The sequence below is a fragment of the Pseudoalteromonas sp. A3 genome, assembly GCF_025942345.1.
GTDB lineage: Bacteria > Pseudomonadota > Gammaproteobacteria > Enterobacterales > Alteromonadaceae > Pseudoalteromonas > Pseudoalteromonas atlantica.
The window spans coordinates 3,239-27,617 of record NZ_JAPCKL010000011.1; the positions used below are offsets into that span (position 1 = coordinate 3,239).

A 24,379-nucleotide genomic window follows, 5' to 3' on the forward strand; every position below is an offset into this window, starting at 1 on the left:
AAATTAAAATTACTACTGAAAAAAATAAAAAAATCCGCCCTTTTTACAAGCTTGTAACATACATGCAAGTAAATGGGTGGCGGAATTTTAATGAGCAAAGTTTAACCTGTCAACCTAAACTCATCGTAAGACAGTAGATAACTGTCTTACGATTTATTAATCTGTTGATTAATAAGAGTTTATTGATTTCCAGATAAATCTGCGTTCAGAGCATCTGTTAGTGCTTGAGTTGCCTCTTCTGCACTTACTGTTTGCTCTTCAACAACTTCACCCTGCTTGCGGCGAGCCATACGGTCTTGGTGATACGCAAAGCCAGTACCGGCTGGGATCAGACGACCCACAATTACGTTTTCTTTCAGACCACGAAGCTCATCGCTCTTACCATTCACTGCGGCATCTGTAAGAACACGTGTTGTTTCTTGGAAAGACGCTGCCGAGATGAAAGATTCGGTTGCTAGTGATGCTTTCGTGATACCCATAAGTTGTATTTCAAACTTCGCTGGGATTTTACCTTGTTTTTCAAGGTCACGATTAGCGATATTAACGCGAGCTACTTCAATTTGCTCACCCGCTAAGAACTCAGTATCACCGCCGTCAAGGATGGTACATTTACGTAGCATCTGACGAATAATTGTTTCAATGTGCTTATCATTGATCTTAACGCCCTGCAAACGGTAAACCTCTTGCACTTCGTTAACAATGTAGTTAGCAACATGAGTCACACCACGTAGGCGTAAGATGTCATGTGGTGATTCAGGACCATCGGCGATAACTTCACCTTTAGACACTTGCTCACCTTCAAACACGTTAAGTTGACGCCACTTAGGAATCATCTCTTCGTAATGATCGCCTTCAGCTGGTGTAATAACTAAACGTTTCTTACCTTTAGTCTCTTTACCGAAGCTAATAGTACCTGTGATTTCAGCTAAGATAGCTGGATCTTTTGGCTTACGTGCTTCAAATAAGTCGGCTACGCGTGGTAGACCACCCGTGATATCACGAGTTTTCGAACCTTCTTGCGGAATACGTGCAAGTACGTCACCTGGGTTTGCTGTAACGCCATCTGTCACTTCAATCGTAGTGAATGAAGGTAGACGTGTTTCTTGCAAGCCGCGCTCTTCACTTTCGATGATAAGCTTAGGCTCTTTCGCATTTACTTTAGCAAGGTCTTTAACAACTACACGGGTTAAGCCGGTTAGTTCATCAGTTTGTGCTTCAGTATTTGAGTCATCAATATCGCTGAACGAGATTTTTGACTTATGCTCAAGAACGATTGGGTGACTATGCGGGTCCCAAGTAGCAACGATGTCGTTACCTTGAACTTCTGCATTGTCTTGTACTGTTAGTACCGCACCGTAAGGTACTTTATAACGCTCTTTTTCACGACCGAAGCTATCAATGATAGTGATTTCAGTTGAACGTGAAGTAATTACAATCTTACCGTCGGTATTAAGTACATACTTAGCGTTATGTAGTTTTAACGTACCGTCAGTTTTAACTTGTACATTGTTTTCAGCTGATGCTCTTGATGCCGCACCACCGATGTGGAATGTACGCATCGTAAGCTGTGTACCCGGCTCACCGATTGATTGTGCCGCGATAACACCTACTGATTCACCCGCGTTGATGATATGACCACGTGCAAGGTCACGACCATAACACTTAGCACATACACCAAAGTCGTTATCACACGTGATAACAGAACGTACGCGAACTTCATCTACTGAGTGCTCTTCTAAAAGGTCACACAGTTTTTCATCAAGCATGATATTACGTTCTACTAATACAGTATCTGTATTAGGGATAACCACAGGCTCAGCTACAACACGACCTAGTACACGTTCGCGAAGTGCTTCTACAACGTCACCACCTTCAATAAGCGGTTTCATTGTTAAGCCATCTTCTGTGCCACAGTCGTCTTCATTGATTACCAAATCTTGTGCAACGTCTACTAGACGACGCGTTAGGTAACCTGAGTTAGCTGTTTTAAGTGCTGTATCGGCAAGACCTTTACGCGCACCGTGCGTTGAGATGAAGTACTGTAGTACGTTTAGACCTTCACGGAAGTTAGCCGTGATTGGCGTCTCGATGATTGAACCATCTGGACGTGCCATTAGACCACGCATACCTGCTAGCTGACGGATCTGAGCGGCACTACCACGAGCACCTGAGTCGGCCATCATAAACACTGAGTTAAATGACGGTTGCTCTTCTTCTTCACCTTTCGCATTGATAACCGTGTCTTTAGACAAGTTGGCCATCATTTCACGTGATAAGTTTTCATTTACACGTGACCAGATATCGATAACTTTATTGTACTTTTCACCAGCCGTTACAAGACCTGATTGGAATTGTTGGTTGATTTCAGTTACTTCAGCTTCAGCTGATTCAATGATTGATGCTTTAACTGGTGGGATAACTAAGTCATCGATACCAATTGAAACACCTGACTTCATTGCGTAGTGGAAACCGGTGTACATAACTTGGTCAGCAAACACAACAGTGTCTTTAAGACCTAGACGACGGTAACACTCGTTTAATAAGCCAGAAATCTGCTTTTTACCTAATGCTTGGTTGATTGACTCAAACGGCATGCCTTTAGGTAAAATTAGAGACAGAATTGCACGACCAACAGTAGTGTCGATAAGCGTTACAGTGTCTTCAACAACACCTGCTTCGTTAGTGATTGACTGACTAATACGCACTTTAACGCGCGCGTGAAGTTCTGCGTTACCACTACGGTATGCTTTTTCTGCTTCTTTAGGATCTTTAAATACAATGCCTTCGCCTTTCGCATTAATGCGATCGCGCGTCATGTAGTAAAGACCTAATACAACATCCTGTGAAGGAACGATGATTGGCTCACCATTCGCTGGAGATAGAATGTTGTTAGTAGACATCATTAGTGCACGAGCTTCTAACTGAGCTTCAAGCGTTAACGGTACGTGTACCGCCATTTGGTCACCATCGAAGTCGGCGTTGTAAGCCGCACATACTAATGGGTGTAAATGGATTGCTTTACCTTCAATTAGTACAGGTTCGAACGCTTGGATACCTAAACGGTGAAGTGTAGGTGCACGGTTAAGTAATACTGGATGTTCACGAATTACTTCGTCTAGTACATCCCATACTTCCGCTACTTCGCGCTCTACCATTTTCTTAGCAGCTTTGATTGTCGTAGCCATGCCGCGACGCTCTAATTTGCCATAGATGAATGGTTTGAATAGCTCAAGTGCCATCTTCTTAGGAAGACCACATTGGTGAAGCTTAAGTGTAGGACCAACCGTGATTACAGAACGGCCAGAGTAATCTACACGCTTACCAAGTAAGTTCTGACGGAAACGACCTTGCTTACCCTTGATCATATCAGCAAGAGATTTAAGCGGACGCTTGTTAGAACCTGTAATTGCACGACCACGACGACCGTTATCAAGTAGCGCATCTACCGCTTCTTGTAACATACGTTTTTCGTTGCGTACGATAATATCTGGTGCAGCTAAATCTAATAGACGCTTAAGACGGTTATTACGGTTAATAACACGACGGTAAAGGTCGTTTAGATCAGATGTCGCAAAACGACCACCGTCTAGCGGTACTAATGGACGTAAGTCAGGTGGCAATACTGGAAGTACTGTCATGATCATCCACTCAGGGTTATTGCCTGATTGGTGGAACGATTCCATTAACTTAAGACGCTTAGTGATCTTTTTACGCTTCGTTTCAGAGTTAATTGTTGGTAACTCTTCACGCATTTCTGCAATTAATTGGCCAAGATCAAGTTCACGAAGCAAGTCTAATACTGCTTCTGCACCCATCTTAGCTTCAAACTCATCACCGTGCTCTTCAAGTGCATCTAGGTATTCTTCTTCACCTAATAGTTGACCACGCTCAAGCGTTGTCATACCAGGCTCAGTTACTACGAATGATTCGAAGTAAAGAACACGTTCAATATCACGAAGTGTCATATCAAGCATTAAGCCAATACGAGACGGTAATGATTTTAAAAACCATATATGTGCTACTGGGCTCGCAAGGTCGATATGACCCATACGATCACGACGCACTTTTGTAAGTGTAACTTCAACGCCACACTTCTCACAGATCACACCACGGTGTTTAAGGCGTTTATATTTACCACATAAACACTCATAATCTTTCACTGGGCCGAAAATACGGGCACAGAATAAGCCATCGCGCTCAGGCTTGAAAGTACGGTAGTTAATAGTCTCAGGTTTCTTTACTTCACCGTATGACCATGAACGAACCATGTCTGGTGAAGCAAGACCAATGCGAATTGCATCGAATTCTTCGGTCTTATTTTGTTGCTTCAGAAACTTAAGTAAGTCTTTCACCTTAGCTCTCCTGTCGGAGTTAATCTTGAGGGCGGATAATCTCGCCCCTACATTCTATTCAGCCGTAACAGATGCTGCAGGGTTAACTGCAGCATCTAATTGGCTTAATTTTCTTCCAACTCGATGTTGATACCCAGTGAGCGGATTTCTTTCAACAATACGTTGAACGATTCTGGCATACCTGGTTCCATTTTATGGTTACCATCAACGATGTTTTTATACATCTTAGTACGACCGTTCACGTCATCCGATTTCACTGTTAGCATTTCTTGTAGAGTGTAAGCAGCACCGTAAGCTTCAAGTGCCCATACTTCCATCTCACCAAAACGCTGGCCACCGAACTGTGCTTTACCACCCAGCGGCTGCTGAGTAACAAGGCTGTAAGAACCAGTAGAACGTGCGTGCATCTTATCGTCAACCAAGTGGTTAAGTTTAAGCATGTACATGTAACCAACAGTTACTTGACGTTCAAACTGATCGCCAGTACGGCCATCATAGAGTGTAACCTGACCACTTCTTGGGTATCCACCAAGCTCTAGCATGTCTTTGATTTCGTCTTCTTTAGCGCCATCAAATGCAGGAGTAGCGATTGGTAAACCACCTTTTAAGTTATCAGCTAAACGACGAATTTCATCATCAGAGAAGCTAGCAATATCTACTTCTTGACGAGATTCACCGATTTCGTAAGCTTGCTTGATGAATTCACGTAGCTCATGTAGCTCACGTTGTTCCTTCATCATTTCCTCTAAGCGCTCACCAATACCACGTGCAGCTAGACCCATATGTGTTTCAAGGATCTGACCGATGTTCATTCGAGATGGTACACCTAGTGGATTTAGTACGATATCTACCGTACGACCTTTATCATCGTATGGCATATCTTCTACTGGTACGATAGTCGAGATAACACCTTTGTTACCGTGACGACCCGCCATTTTATCACCCGGTTGGATACGACGTTTAACAGCTAGGTATACTTTAACAATCTTAAGTACGCCTGGTGCTAAGTCATCACCTTGAGTAATTTTACGACGTTTGTTTTCAAACTTCTTATCGTATTCAGCTTTAAGCTCATCGTACTGTGCAGCTAGTTGCTCAAGTTCAGCTTGCTTGTCTTCTTGTGCAAGGCTTTGAGTAAGTAGCTTTTCAGCATTTAGTGACGCTAAGTTGTCTTCATCGAAGCCTGCTGCAGCAAGTAGCTTGCGAGCACGGTCTAATACACCGGCTTCTAGAATACGGAACTCTTCGTTGAAGTCTTTCTTCGCTTCGCGAAGCTGCATGTCTTCAACTTCTAACGCACGCTTATCTTTTTCAACACCATCACGGGTGAAAACTTGTACGTCAATTACAGTACCAGTTACAGAGTTTGGTACACGTAAAGAGCTGTCTTTAACGTCAGACGCTTTTTCGCCGAAGATAGCACGCAGTAGCTTCTCTTCAGGTGTTAATTGCGTCTCGCCTTTCGGAGTCACTTTACCTACTAGGATATCGCCGCCTTTAACTTCAGCACCAATATAAACAACGCCTGATTCATCAAGCTTGCCTAGCGCAGACTCACCCACATTCGGGATATCTGCAGTGATCTCTTCAGGACCTAATTTAGTATCACGGGCAACACACTGTAGTTCTTGAATGTGGATAGTCGTTAGACGATCTTCTTCAACTACGCGCTCTGATAGTAAGATTGAATCCTCGAAGTTATAACCGTTCCATGGCATGAATGCCACGCGAAGGTTTTGACCAAGGGCTAAATCACCTAAGTCAGTCGAAGGACCATCTGCTAACACGTCACCACGAGTAACCGGTTCACCAACCATGCACGTTGGTTTTTGGTTAATACATGTATTTTGGTTAGAACGTGTGTATTTAGTAAGGTTGTAAATGTCGATGCCCGCTTCACCAGGAATACGCTCATCGTCATGTACGTTTACAACGATGCGGCTAGCATCGGCGTACATTACTTCACCACCACGTTTAGCAACAATCGTTACACCAGAATCTTTCGCTAGTGTTAACTCAATACCTGTACCTACTAACGGCTTATCCGCTTTCAATGTTGGTACTGCTTGACGTTGCATGTTTGAACCCATCAATGCACGGTTAGCATCATCGTGTTCTAGGAACGGGATAAGTGCTGCCGCTACAGAGATCACCTGTTGTGGTGATACATCCATATATTGCTGGTCCATGCGACCCATAAAGGTAGATTCACCTTTGTGACGACACGGAATAAGTTCATCAACAAACTCATTGGTTTCGGTTAAGTTTGAGTTCGCCTGTGCGATAACAAACTGACCTTCTTCAATGGCTGATAAATAATCAACTTCATCAGTTACTACACCATCTACCACTTTACGGTAAGGTGTTTCTAAGAAACCGTAATCATTTGTACGTGCGTACGTAGATAACGAGTTAATTAGACCGATGTTTGGACCCTCAGGAGTCTCGATTGGACATACGCGACCATAGTGAGTTACGTGAACGTCACGTACTTCAAAGCCAGCGCGCTCACGCGTTAGACCGCCCGGACCTAATGCAGAAATACGACGCTTATGCGTTACTTCTGATAGCGGGTTATTTTGGTCCATAAACTGTGATAACTGAGACGAGCCGAAGAACTCTTTAACCGCTGCCGAAATAGGCTTAGCGTTAATAAGATCTTGTGGCATTATCGCGTCAAGGTCACCTAAGCTTAAACGCTCACGTACAGCACGTTCTACACGTACTAGACCAACACGGAATTGGTTCTCAGCCATTTCGCCAACACTACGTATACGACGGTTGCCTAAGTGGTCAATATCATCAACATCGCCTTGACCGTTACGAATAGCAATTAATACTTTCATAACAGACACGATGTCTTCTTTGCTTAATGTGCCAGGGCCTGTGTCTGTATCGTAACCAACACGGCTATTGAACTTCATACGACCTACAGTAGATAAGTCATAACGTTCTTCAGAGAAGAATAAGTTCTCGAATAAGGCTTCAGCCGCGTCTTTCGTCGGTGGCTCGCCTGGGCGCATCATGCGGTAAATTTCTACTAATGCTTCTAAACGGTTGCTAGACGAGTCAATATTTAATGTATTTGACATGTAAGCGCCGCTGTCCACTTCATTGATGTATAACGTCTCAATTTTAGTGTGACCTGCTTTAACCAATTCAGCCATCAACTCTAGTGATAGCTCGTCATTAGCGTTTGCAATAACTTCACCTGTTGACTCATCAACATAGTTTTTAGCTACAATACGGCCAATGATGTACTCATGTGGTACTTCTAATTGATTAATGCCTTTTTTCTCGATGCTCTTGATGTGGCGAGCCGTAATACGACGACCGCTTTCAACAAGTACTTCACCGTCTTCGCCTTTGATATCAAAAGCGGCAGTTTCACCACGTAAACGTGAAGGCACAAGTTCCATAAGAACTTTACCGTCAGTTACTTCAAACGCGGTAGTATCGAAGAACATATCTAAGATTTCTTCGCTAGAGTACTCAAGTGCACGTAAAATAATAGACGCCGGTAATTTACGACGACGGTCTATACGTACATATAAGTTATCTTTTGCATCAAATTCGAAGTCTAACCATGAACCACGGTAAGGTATAACGCGTGCGTTATATAATACTTTACCCGATGAATGGGTTTTACCGCGGTCGTTATCAAAGAATACACCAGGGCTACGGTGTAGCTGAGAAACGATAACACGCTCTGTACCATTGATTACAAAAGTACCGGTATCAGTCATGAGCGGAATTTCGCCCATGTAAACTTCTTGCTCTTTAATGTCTTTAACTGTGCCTGGAGCTTCTTTGTCCATAACTACAAGACGCAGTTTCACGCGAAGTGGAGCAGAATAAGTCACACCGCGAATTTGACATTCTTTTACATCGAATACTGGCTCACCAATACGATAACTTACGTATTGAAGCTCAGAATTTCCCGAGTAGCTTTTAATAGGGAACACAGAACGGAAGGCTGCTTCCAAACCATGATCGCCATCAGCGTCTGGGACTAAGAATTTTTTAAACGATTCTAACTGTGTCGACAGTAAGAAAGGTATATCCAAAACTTGTGGACGTTTACCAAAATCCTTACGGATACGTTTCTTTTCAGAATAAGAGTAAGCCATGGGGTTCCTCAGCTTGCTGATCTTTGACCCGACCTGTTCTTGTAAGAACAGACTTAACTGGCATCTATGCCAAGATTTACAACATTTAATTGTTGTTCTAATTAACTCCGCCTTAGCAACACTAGCAAACTATAAAGCGTTGAAAGTAAAGAGAAAATCAGATTTTATTTGAGCTATAGGAATACATAACTCTATAGCGCAAAAAGGCCGGTGATTAAATAATCACCAGCCCTTGCCTGATTACTCAGGCAGCGAACCTAGCGTGAGCTAGATTACTTAACCTCAACTTCAGCACCAGCTTCAGTAAGGTCTTTTTGAAGTGCTTCAGCTTCTTCTTTAGATACACCTTCTTTGATAGGTGCAGGAGCAGCTTCAACAAGAGCTTTCGCTTCTTTAAGGCCTAGGCCTGTTGCGCTACGTACAGCTTTGATTGCCGCAACCTTGTTAGCGCCAGCGCCAGTAAGGATTACGTCAAATTCAGTTTTCTCTTCAGCAGCTTCAGCAGCAGGACCTGCTACCATAGCAGCTGCAGCAGTTACGCCGAATTTTTCTTCCATTGCTTCAACAAGAGCAACAACGTCCATTACTGACATTTCAGCAATTGCGTCAAGGATTTGGTCTTTAGTTACAGACATTACAAATTTCCTAATAATTAACGGACTCTAGGTCCAAATAAATTTACACCGAAAGAGAGGTTAAACAGCTTAAAATTAAGCAGCTTGCTCTTCTTTCTGTACACGTACTGCTTCAATTGTTTTACACAATTTGCCAGCAGACGCTTCTTTCATAGCGCTCATTAAGCGTGCAACAGCTTCATCGTATGTAGGTAATGTAGCAAGCATTGCTGCATCTACAACATTTCCTTCAAAAGCGGCCGTTTTAACTTCGAATTTCTCATTCTTTTTCGCGAAATCTGCGAAGATACGCGCAGCAGCACCAGGGTGCTCTGATGAGAAAGCGATTAAGCTTGGACCAACTAACGAATCAGATAGACATTCAAATTCAGTACCTTCAACAGCACGTTTTGCTAGAGTGTTACGAACAACTTTCATCCATACACCAGCTTCACGAGCTTCTTTACGAAGGGCTGTAATTGCGCCTACTGCTACACCACGAGAATCTGCAACAACTGCAGAAAGAGCACCATTGGCTGCTTCGTTGACTTCAGCAACAATTGCTTTTTTGCCTTGAAGATTTAAAGCCATGGGTGTTACTCCTGGTCTAATGGGTCACCGACACTCGGCTTCCCTGTTTTACTCTTCCCTATCAACAAACTTGATAGAGATGCTTTTTACGGCGAGAGCCAGAAGAGATTAGGAAAAATCTATCTGGGGATTCACACCGTCTACGTAGGTAATATTAAGGCCGAAGCCGCCTACGGTCTTGGACGGAAGCCCAATTTATCGCATCACTCAAGAGCTTAGCGAAATTATGGACTTCAACCCGAATTCTTTACTTGTTAAATAATAAATTATTCAACAAAATGGCGCAAAATTATAGTACAAATTTCACGCCATGTAAACACCTATTAAGCTACAGAAGTGCTTAAAGTGTTTTGGTCAACAGCAACACCTGCGCCCATTGTTGTAGAGATGGTTACTTTCTTAACGTAAACACCTTTAGCTTGAGAAGGTTTAGCCTTCTTAAGCGCAACGATTAGAGCTTCAAGGTTTTGTTGAAGTTGCTCAGCAGTGAAATCAACCTTACCGATTGTAGTATGGATGATACCATTTTTGTCATTACGGTAACGTACTTGACCTGCTTTCGCATTTTTAACTGCTTCTGCAACGTTAGGCGTTACAGTACCAGTTTTAGGGTTAGGCATAAGACCACGTGGACCTAAGATTTGACCTAGTTGACCAACAACACGCATAGCGTCTGGTGATGCAACAACAACGTCAAAATCCATCTCGCCTTTCTTAACTAGTTCAGCAAGATCTTCCATGCCTACTAATTCAGCACCGGCTTCTTTTGCAGCTTCTGCATTAGCGCCTTGAGTGAATACAGCAACACGAACATCACGGCCAGTACCGTTAGGTAGTACAGTTGCACCACGAACGTTCTGGTCAGATTTACGAGCGTCAATACCAAGGTTAACAGCAACGTCAACACTTTCTACGAATTTAGCTGTCGCTAACTCTTTTAAAAGAGCAACTGCTTCATTGATTTCGTAATCTTTAGTTACTTCCACTTTTTCGCGGATAGTACGCATACGTTTAGTTAATTTAGCCATTTCTTAGTCCTCTACGTTCAAGCCCATCGCACGCGCAGAACCTGCGATAGTGCGAACCGCAGCGTCCATATCAGCCGCTGTAAGGTCAGCTCGTTTTGTCTCAACGATCTCTTCAAGTTGAGCACGAGTTACTGTGCCTACTTTTTCAGTGTTAGGACGGCCTGAGCCTGATTTGATACCAGCAGCTTTCTTAAGTAAGTAAGCAGCAGGTGGCGTTTTCATATCGAACGTAAATGAACGGTCACCGTAAACAGAGATCACTACAGGAACTGGAGCGCCTTTTTCGATAGACTCTGTACGCGCGTTAAACGCTTTACAGAATTCCATGATGTTTACACCGTGTTGACCTAGTGCAGGACCTACTGGAGGACTAGGATTAGCCATACCAGCGGCAACTTGTAGCTTGATTAAAGCTTCAACTTTTTTAGCCATTATAAATACCTCATTTGGTGGGTCTTAGCCTTGTGCGCGCGAGGACGCGTACTCTAACGGCTTCCCAGTTTAAAAATTGGTTTCGTACTTTTTGCGAGCAAAAATAAATTTTTGCCTTAATACAAAAAGGCCGCTGATTATAAGTTAATCAGCGGCCTTTTTCAAGCTTCGTGCCAAAATTTAAGTAAATAATGACGAAGCTTTTTTAATCAATTACTTATCTTGTTCAACTTGACCAAATTCAAGTTCAACCGGTGTAGAACGACCAAAAATAAGTACCGACACTTTCACGCGGCTCTTTTCGTAGTCAACTTCTTCAACAACACCGCTAAAGTCAGCAAATGGACCATCAGTAACACGAACAACTTCACCTGGCTCAAATAATGTAGCTGGTTTAGGTGCTTCAGCGTTCTCTTGAAGACGGTTAAGAATGCGTTCTGCTTCTTTAGAACTAATAGGCGCTGGGCGGTCAGAAGTACCACCAATAAAGCCCATTACACGTTCAGTGCTGTTCACTAAGTGCCAGCTTGCATCGTTCATGTCCATTTGTACTAGTACGTAACCTGGGAAGAATTTACGCTCAGATTTACGCTTTTGACCGGCGCGCATCTCAACAACTTCTTCTGTTGGTACTAATATTTCACCAAAGCTCTCTTCAAGACCTTCAATTTTGATGTGCTCTGATAACGTTTGCGCTACACGCTTTTCGTAACCAGAGAATGCTTGTACAACGTACCAGCGTAATTTAATTTCTTTGTTCTCATCCGACATGGGATCAGATCTCCAATCCAGTTAAAAAGCCTACAGCGCGGAATAAAATGCCATCTAATCCCCAAAGGATAAGCGCCATAATCACTGTTGCAACCATTACGATTAATGTCGTGTGGGTAGTTTCTTGACGCGTTGGCCAAACAACTTTACGTACTTCGATGCGTGCTTCTTTAGCAAATGCTAAAAAGTCACGGCCTTTAGCGGTTTGCGAGGCAATACCTAAACCTGCTGCTATAGCAACCACAACGCCAATTGCACGTAGTAATACAGACTGATCTGCAAACATGTGATTACCAACAACTGCGCCTGCAAGTAGCGCGATTGCTACTAACCACTTTACCGACTCCATCGCACTTGATGGTGTTTCTACATTCGTGCTCATAATATTATTACCTTAACTACAGACACAACAACCCTACACAACGGCAGGGTTAATCCATTAAAATCTAAACTTAAAAACAGACTTATTTAAACCGATTTTTAACCCCAGACTTACTCAACTTATGAGTAAAAATGGCAGGGGCGGAGAGATTCGAACTCCCAACCGTCGGTTTTGGAGACCGCTGTTCTACCAATTGGAACTACGCCCCTGCAAAGTGGATGCCTATTATACTTACGCAAATCATTAACACAAGCCTAAAAGATACCCACATTGCAAAATCTCGATAAACTATTAAGTCCTTAATAATAAAAAGGCTTAATTAGCCCCTTTTACTAGCGGCACGCCATTATTACCAACTGGAATATAAACCGTTGTATGGTTTGGCGACTCAGCCATTTTTGCCTGCGCGTTTATAGCTTCATGTTGTAAATAATTTGCAGTAAGCGTTGCGTTAATTATTTTTTGAGCTTGGGCAATACCTTTTGCTTCTTCCACTCTTATTTCAGCATCTTTGCGTGCTATTTCTTTTTGTGTTTCTTTCTCTGCTAATAACTGCTGCGCGGCAAGCTTTTTCTCTACGGCATTTGCGACAATGGCTGGGTAATTAATATCTCCCACTACTACATTTGCTAATTTAAAGGGCGTTGATGATAAATAAGTTTGTAAACGCAAACTAACTTCTTGCGCTATTTGTTCGCGATTTGTTTTCAGCTCACCACTGTCGTACTTTTGCACAATGTCACGCACATAGGTTCTAAACGTTTCACGCACAAAGCGTTTATACCAGTTCTCAGCGCCATACTCTTCTACAACTGTTTTTACCGAGCCACTTTGAATCCCTATTACTGCATGAAAATCAAATTTTATATTTAAATCATCATTAGCAAGAATTCTGAATGTTTCAGTATACGTATTAGGTCGCATATCAATATTTACCACTTCATTACGAAGTAAAGAAACACCATAGTTAGCAGGTCCTTTCATGGTGCCTTGATAGCCACCTTCGCCAAATATTCTTGGTTTTTCGTACACATACCCTTCTTCACCTGCAGGCGTGCTTGGGTTAGTACATGCAGTTAAGCCAAACCCTACAACACCGGCCAAAATGGCACCTTTAACAAGGTTATTGACCAGGTTTTGCATCCCTGAATTTCTTGGTTTCATTATATGTCCTTGGTTATTTTTCTAATACTTTATATACATCACTTAGTAAGCTTGATGCGCCAAACCTAAATGTAGCGGCTTGTAAGTAGTCATCGCCCATAATTGAGCGTGTCAGTGCTAAATACTCCTTTGCATCAATAACAGTTTTAACTCCGCCTGCGGCTTTAAAACCAACAACCTTACCCGATTGTTTAATAGCGCTGAGCATCACGTTTGTTGCGTCAAGCGTTGCATTTATTGCCACTTTACCTGTGCTGGTTTTTACAAAATCAGCCCCGCCTTGAATAGCCAAGTTTGTAGCTTTAGTGATTAGCTCTGCAGTTTTAAGTTCGCCACTTTCTATAATTACTTTTAATTGCGCTCTTGTACCACAGGCTTTTTTACTTTGAGTTACATACTCCAGCACTTTGCTGTGCTCGCCAGCAATAAGTGCTTTATACGGGATCACTAAATCTATTTCATCCGCGCCGCGCTCAATTGCTATCAGTGTTTCGTTTATCACATCGCTCAGTGGCGCATCACCACTAGGAAAATTTGTAACCGTTGCTACTTTTACATGGTTAAGTTCACGCGCAGCCAGTGCTATTTTTGCATCATCTACAAAATCACTGTAAACGCATACTGCAGCAGGCGTGCCCAATTTAGGGTTAATACTATTTACAAGCTGCTGAATATCACTGGCCGTGTCTGAGGTGTTTAGGCTTGTTAAATCCATAAGCGACACAGCTAAGTGTGCATCGTTGTGTTGTTCAGTCATACGTAATCCCTTTAAGTAGGCGATAAATTAGGTTTAGCGCCATAGTAACAAATTAACGTAATCTCGCTATAGCTCATAACCAAACACTATAAGCACATTATTTTGCGTGTAATGCGCGTTAATCCCCTATAGATTAAGGCTTAAACCTAAAACAACCACCCATTATAACTTTTGGTTATATAAACTTGGTTTTAATTATTTTTTACTTACTAGTGCGCGCTATATTCTGCCCCCTGCTCAATAGCGTTTTATTTTAGATTTTACTTAGAGGTGTTAACCACGTGCAGTATTTACCTATCTTTACCAAACTCGACAACAAACCTGTGCTGGTTGTTGGCGGTGGAGAGGTCGCATTACGCAAATGTCGCGCGTTTTTAAAAGCCCGCGCAAATGTAACCTTAGTGGCACCTTGGTTTTGTGATGAACTAAAAGAACATGCACAAAACAATGAAGTAACGCTTATTGATGCCTATTTTGATGAGTCGCACCTTGATGGCAAAATGCTGGTTATAGCAGCCACAGACTTAGACGAAGTAAACAACAACGTATTTGAGCTAGCTAACGCACGCAATGTATTTGTAAATGTGGTTGATGACCAACCTAAATGTACGTTTATATTCCCATCAATTGTAGACCGTGACCCAATAACCATAGCTATTTCAAGTGCAGGCACCGCGCCAGTACTTGCTCGGCGACTACGTGAAAAGCTCGAAACGTTAATCCCACAACACATTGGCCCACTGGCTACTTTAGTTGGCAGTTTTAGAGACAAAGTAAAACAGCGCTTTAAGCACTTTGCCGATCGTCGCCAATTTTGGGAAGGCGTGTTTGATTCATCAGTCGTAAGCAAAGTGCAAACAGGTAATACCGATGCAGCACAAGCACAACTAGAGCAAATGCTTGATGCCAAAGCCGAGCCAGAAGGCGAAGTATATGTAGTAGGTGCAGGCCCAGGCGACCCTGAGCTTTTAACACTTAAAGCATTGCAGTTAATGCAGCAAGCCGATGTCGTTGTATACGACTATTTAGTGTCTGATGAAATTATGGAATTAGTACGCCGTGATGCCGATTTAGTTTGCGTAGGCAAGCGTATGGGCGATCACAGTGTAGCGCAAGAAGATACCAACCAAATGCTGGTTGATTTTGCCAAGCAAGGCAAAAAAGTATGCCGCATTAAAGGCGGCGACCCATTTATTTACGGCCGTGGTGGTGAAGAAGTACAAGTACTAGCTGCCAATAACGTTAATTATCAAATAGTACCGGGTATAACTGCCGCCGCTGGTTGTAGCGCGTATGCGGGTATTCCGCTTACTCACCGCGACCACGCACAAGCCATCCAGTTTGTAACAGGGCATTGTAAAAAAGATGGCCAAGAACTCGATTGGCAATCGCTTGCTAAAGCGCATCAAACTTTAGCTATTTATATGGGCGTTATTAAATCGCCACATATACAGGCTCAGCTTTTAAAGCATGGCCGCAGCGCTAATACGCCAGTTGCCATAATCGAAAACGGCACGCGTAAAAACCAGCGTGTTGTTACGGGGCAATTAGGTGAGCTTGCAGATTTAATAGAGCGCAACAGTGTGGTATCGCCAGCATTACTTATTATTGGCGAAGTAGCCGCCCTGCACTCGCAGCTTGCATGGTTTGGCCAAAACGAGCAAACCAGTAGCTTTGCTCAGCCGCTAACCGGCGTATCAAATACATAATTATATTTTACTTAATCACTTTTAATCATTTTAGTAGGACGACTAACAATGGCTTTAACTCACCTTCAGCAACTTGAAGCTGAAAGTATCAAAATCATGCGCGAAGTCGCCGCTGAGTTTGAGAACCCAGTAATGCTTTACTCTATTGGTAAAGATTCATCGGTACTTTTGCACTTAGCGCGTAAAGCATTTTACCCTGCAAAAATTCCGTTTCCGTTATTACACGTAGACACCAACTGGAAGTTTCGTGAAATGATTGAGTTTCGCGATCGCCTTGCAAAAGAATACGGTTTTGACCTGCTGGTACACAAAAACCCAGAAGGCATGGCAATGGGTATTAGCCCGTTTGAGCATGGCTCGGGTAAACATACCGACATAATGAAAACCCAAGGCTTAAAGCAAGCGCTAGATAAATACGGCTTTGATGCTGCATTTGGTGGCGCACGCCGCGATGAAGAAAAGTCTCGCGCTAAAGAGCGTGTTTACTCGTTCCGCGATAAACACCACCGCTGGGACCCTAAAAACCAACGTCCAGAGCTTTGGAATACTTACAACAGCCAAGTTAACCCAGGTGAGAGCATTCGTGTATTCCCACTGTCTAACTGGACTGAACTTGATATTTGGCAATACATTTACCAAGAAAACATTGAAATGGTTCCGCTTTATTTAGCTAAAGAACGCCCTGTAGTAGAGCGCGACGGCACCTTAATTATGGTCGACGATGAGCGCATGCCACTTGCTGAGGGCGAAGTACCACAAATGAAATCGGTACGTTTTCGTACTTTAGGCTGTTACCCACTTACCGGTGCAGTTGAATCTACAGCCAGTAACCTAACAGAAATTATTGAAGAAATGCTGCTATCTACGTCATCTGAACGTGAAGGCCGTGTAATAGATCACGACTCAGCAGGCTCAATGGAGAAGAAAAAACGTGAGGGGTATTTCTAATGTCTACCAATACTAACGACACCATTAACGAAGTAAAAGAGATTGGCATAGACGCCTACCTAGCACGCCAACAAGATAAAAGCTTATTGCGTATGCTTACCTGTGGCAGCGTAGATGACGGTAAATCAACACTGATTGGCCGCCTACTGCACGACAGCCACCAAATTTATGAAGATCAGCTAGCAGCACTTCATAAAGATAACGAAAAAGTAGGTAACGCAGGCGAAGAGCTAGACTTAGCGCTACTAGTAGATGGCCTGCAAGCTGAGCGCGAGCAAGGTATTACTATTGACGTAGCGTACCGTTATTTTTCAACGGCTAAGCGTAAATTTATTATTGCCGACACCCCAGGGCACGAGCAATACACACGCAACATGGTAACAGGCGCATCAACAAGCGATGTAGCCATTATTTTGGTTGATGCCCGCTACGGTGTGCAAGTACAAACTAAGCGTCATAGCTTTATTTGTGACTCACTAGGTATTAAACAGTTTGTGGTAGCGATTAATAAAATGGATATCGTTGATTTTGACGAAACCGTTTATGAAAAAATTAAAGCCGACTACCTTAAATTTGCTGAGCAACTTAACGTATCAAACATTAAGTTTGTGCCTATGTCGGCGCTTAAAGGCGACAACGTAGTAACCCGCTCTGCTCATACGCCTTATTACACCGACAAGCCATTGCTTGAGCTTTTAGAAGACTCACCAGCGGCCGAAACCGATACCGGCTTTGAAGCACGCTTGCCTGTGCAATATGTAGTGCGCCCTAACTTAAACTTCCGTGGTTTTCAGGGCACATTGGCATCAGGTAAATTACAAGTTGGCGATGCAATAAAAGTATTACCGTCGGGTAAAACATCAAGTATTAAAGAAATTGTGACCTTTAATGGCAACCTAGATCACGCAGAGGCCGGCCAAGCAATTACCGTTACCCTCAATAGCGAAATTGATATTAGCCGCGGCGATGTCATTGTGCCGCAAAGCTCAAGTGCAACGGTTACTAACCTTATACAAGCTAAACTTGTGTGGATGCACGAAGAGCCGCTGGTACTAGGTAAAAGCTACAACATTAAACTAGGTAGCAAAAATACATCAGCCGTGGTTAAAAAGATTGACCACACTATTGATGTAAACACTTTAGAGCACGGCACAGCCGATTCACTTCAGCTAAACGAAATTGCCATTGTCACGCTTGAACTAAGCGAAACAATATTAGCTGACGAGTATCACAACAACCACGAAACTGGCTCATTTATCCTTATCGACCGTTTATCTAACTTAACGGTTGCCGCAGGTATGATTGAGCAAGTACTAAAAAGCGAAAAACAAAACAGCGATTTCAGCGACTTTGAAATTGAGTTTAATAGCTTAGTACGCAAGCACTTCCCACATTGGCAAGCGCTTGATATTTCAAAACTGTAAGTATAAAAATGTCTGTTAGGAATATAAAAGCATGGTAGAGCAGCTCGTTTTAACAGGCATTATGCTTACCTTAGTTGGGTGCCTTTTTGGCACCCGCATTAATCCAGCATGGTTATTTGTAAGTGCTATTGGTACGGGTTATTTAACAGGCCTGATTGACCTTGAAAGCATGTTAGTAAACTACGCAAACCCGTCGCTCATTACCCTAGTATTATTAGTGCTGGTTTCAATCGCTATTGAAAAAACCACACTCATACAACAGCTTTCCCAATCGTTATCTAAAGGAAGCTTAGTAAAGTCGGTAACAAAGCTTGGTTTATCAACCGCGTTTTTATCGTCATTTACTAACAATACCGCGGTTGTGGCATCGCTTATCACCGCCATAAAAGACAACCCAAATCATTCACCCTCAAAGCTACTATTACCGCTGTCGTACACCGCTATATTAGGCGGCACCATTACACTTATTGGTACATCAACCAATTTAATAGTGAACGGCTTTGCCGTAGATGCAGGTATGGCGCCACTGGGCTTTTTTGATTTTACCTTAGTGGGCATTGGCGCATTAAGTGTGGGCCTCATTACTATTTTAGTGATGCTCAAATACCTGCCCGACAACGGCAAAAACACACAAGAGGTTATTCCCTTTTACTTAGAGGGAAAAGTGCAGGCAGACTCTAAACTTATTGGCCGCACCGTAGAAGAAAACGGCCTACGCGATTTAAAAGATTTATTCCTCGCCGAAATTATTCGTGGCAATGAGCGTATATACGCAGTAACACCTCAGCAAATTATTAGACAAAACGACGTACTACTGTTTGTTGGCGATATTAAATCGGTACCCTTATTAAGACGCTTTGACGGATTAAAAGTGGTGCACGACAACCACGAAAAAGACATAGAACACTTAGTTGAAGTGGTTGTAAGCCAATCATCAAAGTTTATTGGCAAAACCGTAAAAGAGGCGCGTTTTAGAGAGCAGTTTCATGCCGCTGTTATTGCCATTCGCCGAGGGCACGACCGCTTACAAGGCGGCCTTGGGCAAGTGCAATTGCAAGCCGGCGACTCCTTAATACTCGCCCCAGGTAAAAACTTTTACTCTTTACCTAATTTAAACCGCGAATTTGTGTATATATCGGGGTTTGACTTACAAACACACCTAAAACCTAAACAATCTAATATTGTATTGGCAGGCTTTGCCGCCGTGTTAGGGTTAAGCATTGTAGGTATAGTCCCTTTAGTAAAAGGCCTGCTGGTGTTACTCATTGGCTTATTGCTTAGCGGTACAGTTAAACTAAGCGAAGTAAAACGTCGCTTTCCCATTGAGCTACTCGCCGTTGTAGGCAGTGCCATAGGGCTTGCTAAATTAATGATAGAAACCGGGCTTGCCGGGCAAATATCAGATGCCCTATTTATGGTACTAGGTGATTTTGGCCCTTATGGCGCGTTTATCGCCATATTTTTAATGACCGTATTATTCACCGAGCTTATTACTAATAATGCCGCAGCAGCGCTTTCATTCCCTGTGGCTTACTCGCTAGCAGTGGGTTTTAATGTAGACCCACTACCCTTTATTATGGCGGTAGCGTTTGGTGCATCTGCCAGTTTTATATCGCCGTTTGGGTATCAAACAAACCTCATGGTTTACAGCGCGGGTAACTACCGCTTAAAAGATTACATAACAATGGGCTTGCCCCTTTCTATTATTTATTCAATCACGGTATTAACCTTGATCCCGCTCGTATTTCCTTTTTAATACGAGCGCTTACAGTACAAGAGACACACCACTATGGATGAAAATATTGTTTGGCATAACTACGCAACCACAAAAGCACAGCGTAGTGAGCAAAAAAAGCATAAACCGGCCATTTTATGGTTTACCGGTTTTTCTGGCTCTGGCAAAAGCACCGTAGCCAACGCACTAGAAGCTGCGCTTAATCAGCAAGGTGCGCACACTTACCTGCTTGATGGCGACAACGTACGTCACGGCTTATGTAAAGACCTCGGCTTTAGCGACGAAGACCGCATCGAAAACATACGCCGCGTTGGCGAAACCGCCAAACTAATGACCGATGCAGGCCTATTAGTGCTTACCGCGTTTATCTCGCCATTTAGAGCAGAGCGCGACATGGTGCGCAACCTAGTAGATGACGGCGAGTTTATTGAAGTATTTATAGATACCCCGCTTGATGTATGCGAAAGCCGCGACCCTAAAGGCTTATACAAAAAAGCCCGCGCAGGTGAGATTAAACACTTTACCGGTATCGACTCAAGCTACGAAGTACCCAACAACCCAGAAATAATTTTAGATACCAGTAAAAACACCCTAGACCAATCGGTTACACAACTGATAACGTATCTAAAACAAAAGCATATTATAGGTTAACCCCAATGAACCAAACCGAGCTACTAGAAGAAACCCTCATCCTTGCCCGCAAAGCAGGCCAAGCCATAATGGGGATTTACGAAAAGGACTTTAACGTTGAATACAAAGCCGATGAAAGCCCAGTAACCGACGCCGACTTAGCAGCTCATAAAGTCATTGTGACAGGGCTAAAACAGCTCACGCCCGACACACCTATACTTAGCGAAGAAAGCGCTGATATAAGCTGGGACATTCGTCAAACATGGAAAAGCTACTGGTTAGTAGACCCAATCGACGGCACTAAAGAGTTTATTAAAAAGAACGGCGAATTTACCGTAAATATAGCCCTAATCGAAAACGGCAAACCCGTGCTTGCTGTCGTTGACGCGCCCGCGCTTGGCGTATCCTACTTAGCCAGTAACGATATTGGCGCGTTTAAAGACAAAGGCGATGAGCGTATTGAGCTTAAAGTAACCACCAAACCTAATAAAGGGTTAATCCGCGTTGTTGGCAGTCGCTCGCACCCATCACCCGATTTAGCCGAGTTTGTAAAACGCTTTGACGACGTTGAAATGGTCTCAAAAGGCAGCTCACTAAAATTATGTTTAGTTGCCGAAGGCAGTGCTGATATTTACCCGCGCTTAGGCCCAACCTGTGAGTGGGATACGGGAGCTGGCCATGCTATTGCTGAAATAGCCGGCGCTAAAGTAACCAAGCTCGATGGCAGCCCGCTTATTTATAACACCAAAGATGAGTATTTGAATCCGTATTTTATTGTTTCGGCTTTAGAGGGATAAGAGCAGTTTTGAGTGGTTAGCTATCAGTTGTCAGCAAGATAAGTGATAGCTTTAGCTCTGTATATTATCAATAGATGACCACTCCTAATCTGTTAACTAAAACGCCTTTTAAGGTTTATAAATAAAGAACTTAAAGAAAAAATAAAGGCAGTCAGTATGGATAAAAAGAAGGTTATTGTTTTATTGTTTGGCATTTTATGGTTTGTGTTAGGAGCTACTTTTTTCATAGGTTTTGAGTCAGTAGAAAAGCTGTTGTTCTGCGTGTTAGTATTTTTCTTCTGTTATAGATATATCTATGCATTTATATTAAAAATAAGTATTTATACACCGTATACCGGTGAGGAAATTCCTCCTACTGAAGGTAATTTAATAAAGCGGCTCTTTATGCTGATTATAGGCATCGGTGCGTGCACCTATTTTACTTTCTTTATTTCTTAAAAAGCATATTAGCCCAAAAGCCTGAACAACCCCTAAAAGAAAAGGTTATATTATCACTTGGTATGTTTATAACGTTGCTGTGTTTCAGTACGCTTTATCAATTGGTAGACAAGTTTTTTAGTGCGAAATAGCGAGGATGGTTAACGGGTACTACACATCGAGGAGACCATTGCCTAGTATAAAGCGCTTGTTGTATGCTTTAGTTAGCAGGCTTATTTCTGTATCTACGCAACTTTCTTAATAAGTGTTCAGGATCTTCGTCTGAGCCTTTAGCTCTCAAATATTCTTCGGCTACTTCATATTGCGAACGTTTTTTCTTTTCATTACTAATAGCTTCCATAGATAACGTCATCTCTAAAAATTTAACGTCTTGCTTTTTTGCTTCTCGCCCAGAAAAGTTTCCAATGCCTTTAATAGGCTTTCCATAAAATGATTCTTCAAGATCAACTTTACCAGCTTGTAGCATATACACTTCATAAATCTCTGATATTTTGAGAAGTAATTCAGGTGGTGGGTAAATCCCAAGCTCCATGAAATATGCAAGTTTACCAAGTGGATCTTCCGACTCTAAAGGGCGGTCTCTTTCTAAATTTAACTCACTATAAAAGTGCTTATTAAGGTACTCCCACGCCTCCTCTAATTCATTAATGGTTTGCTCATTAATATCTAGGTATTTACTCTTCATAACAGCCCCTTAAAATATTACGGTAAAAATAAGCGCAGCAATTATGCTACCTAAAATATTTAAAGCTAATATACCACTTGGTTTCTTGTGCCACTTTATAGAATTATTGCTCATACTATTACCCCTTAATTAGTTAGGAAATAATTATTAACGAAGTCATTACAATAAGTAAGGACACTCAAGCTTTTAGATATCCGTTGCCACATCTACTCACTAAAATCTAAAACACTATAACTAAAATAAAGTAAGAATTTAGAGGATCAATGGCGTGTTGGGTTTCGCTTCGCTCTACCCAACCTACAACTGTGCTGGTTGAGGTATTTGTTTATTTTTACAGCGCTGTTTCGTATTCATGACACTTTTGGTGCAACGGCGTCTAATTAATTAGTCTACAAACCCCCTCAAAACATGAAACTTTTAGCTAAAAACTATATTCTTGCGCGCGATTATTATTTAAATAATGGATGAGCACACACATGACACCATCACAAGATGCAACGCTTTCAAATGCATCAACAACAGGTGAACACACACCTACTTCTAAATGGAACCTGCACGATACGCAGTGGACGTTAAGCCTTTTTGGTACCGCCGTTGGCGCGGGCATTTTATTTTTACCTATCAACATTGGTATAGGTGGTTTTTGGCCGCTTATTATTATGGCGTGTTTAGCCTTTCCAATGACCTTTTTAGCACACCGCGGCTTAGCCCGCTTTGTGTTGTCGTCTAAAAATAAAGATTCAGATTTTACTGATGTTGTTGAAGAGCACTTTGGTGTAACGGCGGGTAGGTTAATCTCTTTATTATACTTTTTATCTATATTCCCCATTTTGCTTATTTACGGCGTAGGCTTAACCAATACCGTTGATAGCTTTATGGTGAACCAAATGGGCCTTGAGTCACCTTCTCGCGTGTTACTTTCGGGTGTATTGGTTGCCGGTATGATTAGCCTAATGATGGGCGGCGAGCGTTTAATGCTGCGCGCGTTCGCTATTTTGGTGTACCCGCTTGTAGGTATTTTATTTTGCTTATCGCTCTATTTAATCCCTAGCTGGCAAATGCCAGATATGAGCTTTCCTGAGGCGGGCAGCTTTACTAAAACGCTGTGGTTATCTATTCCTATTATTGTGTTTTCGTTTAGCCATGCGGCGGCTATTTCAAGCTTTGTGAACGTGCAGCGTGGGCATTATGGCAATCAGGCCACTAATAAGGCTGAGGCTATTTTAAAACGCACTAGCTTACTGCTTATTGTATTTGTACTGCTGTTTGTATTTTCGTGCGTGCTTTCGCTTACTAGCGAGCAAATGGCGGCTGCTAAAGCGGCTAACGTATCGATTTTATCTTACCTTGCTAATATCACCAGTAACTCGTATATCGCGACCCTTGGGCCGCTGGTTGCCTTTATTGCGATTACGTCATCGTTTTTAGGGCACTTTTTAGGTGCACGTGAAAGCTTTACCGGTTTGGTGACTAAGCAAACCAGCTTAAGTGCAAAAGTAGCCGACAAAATTGGCGTACTCATTATGTTTTTTGCTATTTGGTTTTGTGCGGTTAAAAACCCAAGCATTTTAGACATGATGGATCAGCTCTCTGGCCCTATCATTGCGATGATTTTATTTATTATGCCAATGATTGCCGTATACAAAGTGCCTGCGCTGAGTAAATACCGCAACCGCTTAAGCACATTGTTTGTACTTGCTGTGGGCTCACTGGCCGTATGCGCGCTTATTTACAGCATGCTTAATTAAGCGAATTGCTATAAATACCCACATAAAAAATGGCGCTCACTGAG

General features: G+C 42.6%; 19 protein-coding genes and 1 tRNA gene. 8 read left to right on the forward strand and 12 right to left on the reverse strand.

Translation table 11 applies throughout. From position 1 onward, the window contains the following. Positions 1 to 179 precede the first annotated feature (179 nt). The 11 genes from rpoC to deoC form a co-directional block, all read right to left on the reverse strand. Positions 180 to 4,352, reverse strand: a complete 4,173-nt coding sequence (gene rpoC, locus OIZ54_RS16095; protein WP_004588210.1) for a DNA-directed RNA polymerase subunit beta' — start codon at positions 4,350 to 4,352, stop codon at positions 180 to 182. 104 nt (positions 4,353 to 4,456) lie between these two features. Continuing rightward, a complete protein-coding gene (rpoB, locus tag OIZ54_RS16100; RefSeq protein WP_004588209.1) occupies positions 4,457 to 8,482 on the reverse strand; it encodes a DNA-directed RNA polymerase subunit beta in 4,026 nt (1,341 codons plus the stop codon). Positions 8,483 to 8,754: 272 nt separating this feature from the next. After that, a complete protein-coding gene (gene rplL / locus OIZ54_RS16105) occupies positions 8,755 to 9,117 on the reverse strand; it encodes a 50S ribosomal protein L7/L12 (RefSeq protein ID WP_004588208.1) in 363 nt (120 codons plus the stop codon). A gap of 75 nt (positions 9,118 to 9,192) precedes the next feature. After that, a complete protein-coding gene (gene rplJ / locus OIZ54_RS16110) occupies positions 9,193 to 9,687 on the reverse strand; it encodes a 50S ribosomal protein L10 (RefSeq protein ID WP_024032046.1) in 495 nt (164 codons plus the stop codon). A 323-nt stretch (positions 9,688 to 10,010) separates the two neighbouring features. Continuing rightward, on the reverse strand, positions 10,011 to 10,715 hold the full coding sequence (rplA, locus tag OIZ54_RS16115; RefSeq protein ID WP_004588206.1) for a 50S ribosomal protein L1: 705 nt from the start codon (positions 10,713 to 10,715) through the stop codon (positions 10,011 to 10,013). Between the two features lie 3 nt (positions 10,716 to 10,718). Next, entirely contained in the window at positions 10,719 to 11,147 is a 429-nt protein-coding gene (rplK, locus tag OIZ54_RS16120) for a 50S ribosomal protein L11 (RefSeq protein WP_004588205.1), read from the reverse strand. Between the two features lie 213 nt (positions 11,148 to 11,360). Continuing rightward, a complete protein-coding gene (gene nusG, locus OIZ54_RS16125; protein WP_024032045.1) occupies positions 11,361 to 11,918 on the reverse strand; it encodes a transcription termination/antitermination protein NusG in 558 nt (185 codons plus the stop codon). Positions 11,919 to 11,922: 4 nt separating this feature from the next. Next, a complete protein-coding gene (gene secE / locus OIZ54_RS16130) occupies positions 11,923 to 12,300 on the reverse strand; it encodes a preprotein translocase subunit SecE (RefSeq protein ID WP_004588203.1) in 378 nt (125 codons plus the stop codon). A gap of 132 nt (positions 12,301 to 12,432) precedes the next feature. Then, positions 12,433 to 12,509, reverse strand: a tRNA-Trp gene (locus OIZ54_RS16135). Positions 12,510 to 12,615: 106 nt separating this feature from the next. Beyond that, on the reverse strand, positions 12,616 to 13,464 hold the full coding sequence (locus tag OIZ54_RS16140; protein ID WP_029774147.1) for an SPFH domain-containing protein: 849 nt from the start codon (positions 13,462 to 13,464) through the stop codon (positions 12,616 to 12,618). 13 nt (positions 13,465 to 13,477) lie between these two features. Continuing rightward, entirely contained in the window at positions 13,478 to 14,221 is a 744-nt protein-coding gene (deoC, locus tag OIZ54_RS16145; protein ID WP_248462948.1) for a deoxyribose-phosphate aldolase, read from the reverse strand. 281 nt (positions 14,222 to 14,502) lie between these two features. Between deoC and cysG the strand changes: the two genes are divergently transcribed. The 7 genes from cysG (at position 14,503) to OIZ54_RS16180 (ending at position 21,902) form a co-directional block, all read left to right on the forward strand. Continuing rightward, complete coding sequence (gene cysG, locus OIZ54_RS16150) at positions 14,503 to 15,930, forward strand: siroheme synthase CysG (RefSeq protein WP_024032043.1); 1,428 nt, start codon at positions 14,503 to 14,505, stop codon at positions 15,928 to 15,930. Positions 15,931 to 15,978: 48 nt separating this feature from the next. Next, positions 15,979 to 16,878 (forward strand): sulfate adenylyltransferase subunit CysD, encoded by a 900-nt coding sequence (gene cysD / locus OIZ54_RS16155; protein ID WP_004588199.1) that lies wholly within the window; start codon positions 15,979 to 15,981, stop codon positions 16,876 to 16,878. Beyond that, the gene (gene cysN / locus OIZ54_RS16160; RefSeq protein WP_024032042.1) at positions 16,878 to 18,302 is read left to right on the forward strand and encodes a sulfate adenylyltransferase subunit CysN; all 1,425 of its coding nucleotides are present in this window, start codon (positions 16,878 to 16,880) and stop codon (positions 18,300 to 18,302) included. Before cysD ends, cysN begins: the two co-directional genes overlap by 1 nt. Positions 18,303 to 18,333: 31 nt before the next feature. Then, positions 18,334 to 20,058 (forward strand): SLC13 family permease, encoded by a 1,725-nt coding sequence (locus OIZ54_RS16165; RefSeq protein WP_264390827.1) that lies wholly within the window; start codon positions 18,334 to 18,336, stop codon positions 20,056 to 20,058. 33 nt (positions 20,059 to 20,091) lie between these two features. Next, complete coding sequence (cysC, locus tag OIZ54_RS16170) at positions 20,092 to 20,688, forward strand: adenylyl-sulfate kinase (RefSeq protein WP_055255187.1); 597 nt, start codon at positions 20,092 to 20,094, stop codon at positions 20,686 to 20,688. A gap of 5 nt (positions 20,689 to 20,693) precedes the next feature. Continuing rightward, positions 20,694 to 21,464, forward strand: a complete 771-nt coding sequence (cysQ, locus tag OIZ54_RS16175) for a 3'(2'),5'-bisphosphate nucleotidase CysQ (protein ID WP_029774142.1) — start codon at positions 20,694 to 20,696, stop codon at positions 21,462 to 21,464. Positions 21,465 to 21,620: 156 nt separating this feature from the next. Continuing rightward, the gene (locus OIZ54_RS16180) at positions 21,621 to 21,902 is read left to right on the forward strand and encodes a hypothetical protein (RefSeq protein WP_029774141.1); all 282 of its coding nucleotides are present in this window, start codon (positions 21,621 to 21,623) and stop codon (positions 21,900 to 21,902) included. Between the two features lie 199 nt (positions 21,903 to 22,101). Here OIZ54_RS16180 and OIZ54_RS16185 read toward each other — a convergent pair whose 3' ends face one another. Continuing rightward, positions 22,102 to 22,587, reverse strand: coding sequence for a hypothetical protein (locus OIZ54_RS16185; RefSeq protein ID WP_264390828.1), 486 nt, complete (start codon positions 22,585 to 22,587; stop codon positions 22,102 to 22,104). A 476-nt stretch (positions 22,588 to 23,063) separates the two neighbouring features. Between OIZ54_RS16185 and OIZ54_RS16190 the strand changes: the two genes are divergently transcribed. Then, positions 23,064 to 24,335, forward strand: a complete 1,272-nt coding sequence (locus OIZ54_RS16190; RefSeq protein ID WP_054983398.1) for an aromatic amino acid transport family protein — start codon at positions 23,064 to 23,066, stop codon at positions 24,333 to 24,335. Positions 24,336 to 24,379: the final 44 nt, after the last annotated feature.

Excerpts from the sequence above, each read along its gene's own strand:
- cysQ (WP_029774142.1), top strand. The coding sequence starts at position 20,694 with ATGAACCAAACCGAGCTACTAGAAGAAACCCTCATCCTTGCCCGCAAA.
- cysC (WP_055255187.1), top strand. The coding sequence starts at position 20,092 with ATGGATGAAAATATTGTTTGGCATAACTACGCAACCACAAAAGCACAG.
- cysD (WP_004588199.1), top strand. The coding sequence starts at position 15,979 with ATGGCTTTAACTCACCTTCAGCAACTTGAAGCTGAAAGTATCAAAATC.
- OIZ54_RS16180 (WP_029774141.1), top strand. The coding sequence starts at position 21,621 with ATGGATAAAAAGAAGGTTATTGTTTTATTGTTTGGCATTTTATGGTTT.
- cysN (WP_024032042.1), top strand. The coding sequence starts at position 16,878 with ATGTCTACCAATACTAACGACACCATTAACGAAGTAAAAGAGATTGGC.
- rplA (WP_004588206.1), bottom strand. The coding sequence starts at position 10,715 with ATGGCTAAATTAACTAAACGTATGCGTACTATCCGCGAAAAAGTGGAA.
- OIZ54_RS16165 (WP_264390827.1), top strand. The coding sequence starts at position 18,334 with ATGGTAGAGCAGCTCGTTTTAACAGGCATTATGCTTACCTTAGTTGGG.
- OIZ54_RS16185 (WP_264390828.1), bottom strand. The coding sequence starts at position 22,587 with ATGAAGAGTAAATACCTAGATATTAATGAGCAAACCATTAATGAATTA.
- rplL (WP_004588208.1), bottom strand. The coding sequence starts at position 9,117 with ATGTCTGTAACTAAAGACCAAATCCTTGACGCAATTGCTGAAATGTCA.
- rpoB (WP_004588209.1), bottom strand. The coding sequence starts at position 8,482 with ATGGCTTACTCTTATTCTGAAAAGAAACGTATCCGTAAGGATTTTGGT.
- OIZ54_RS16190 (WP_054983398.1), top strand. The coding sequence starts at position 23,064 with ATGACACCATCACAAGATGCAACGCTTTCAAATGCATCAACAACAGGT.
- secE (WP_004588203.1), bottom strand. The coding sequence starts at position 12,300 with ATGAGCACGAATGTAGAAACACCATCAAGTGCGATGGAGTCGGTAAAG.
- deoC (WP_248462948.1), bottom strand. The coding sequence starts at position 14,221 with ATGACTGAACAACACAACGATGCACACTTAGCTGTGTCGCTTATGGAT.
- OIZ54_RS16140 (WP_029774147.1), bottom strand. The coding sequence starts at position 13,464 with ATGAAACCAAGAAATTCAGGGATGCAAAACCTGGTCAATAACCTTGTT.
- nusG (WP_024032045.1), bottom strand. The coding sequence starts at position 11,918 with ATGTCGGATGAGAACAAAGAAATTAAATTACGCTGGTACGTTGTACAA.
- rplK (WP_004588205.1), bottom strand. The coding sequence starts at position 11,147 with ATGGCTAAAAAAGTTGAAGCTTTAATCAAGCTACAAGTTGCCGCTGGT.
- rplJ (WP_024032046.1), bottom strand. The coding sequence starts at position 9,687 with ATGGCTTTAAATCTTCAAGGCAAAAAAGCAATTGTTGCTGAAGTCAAC.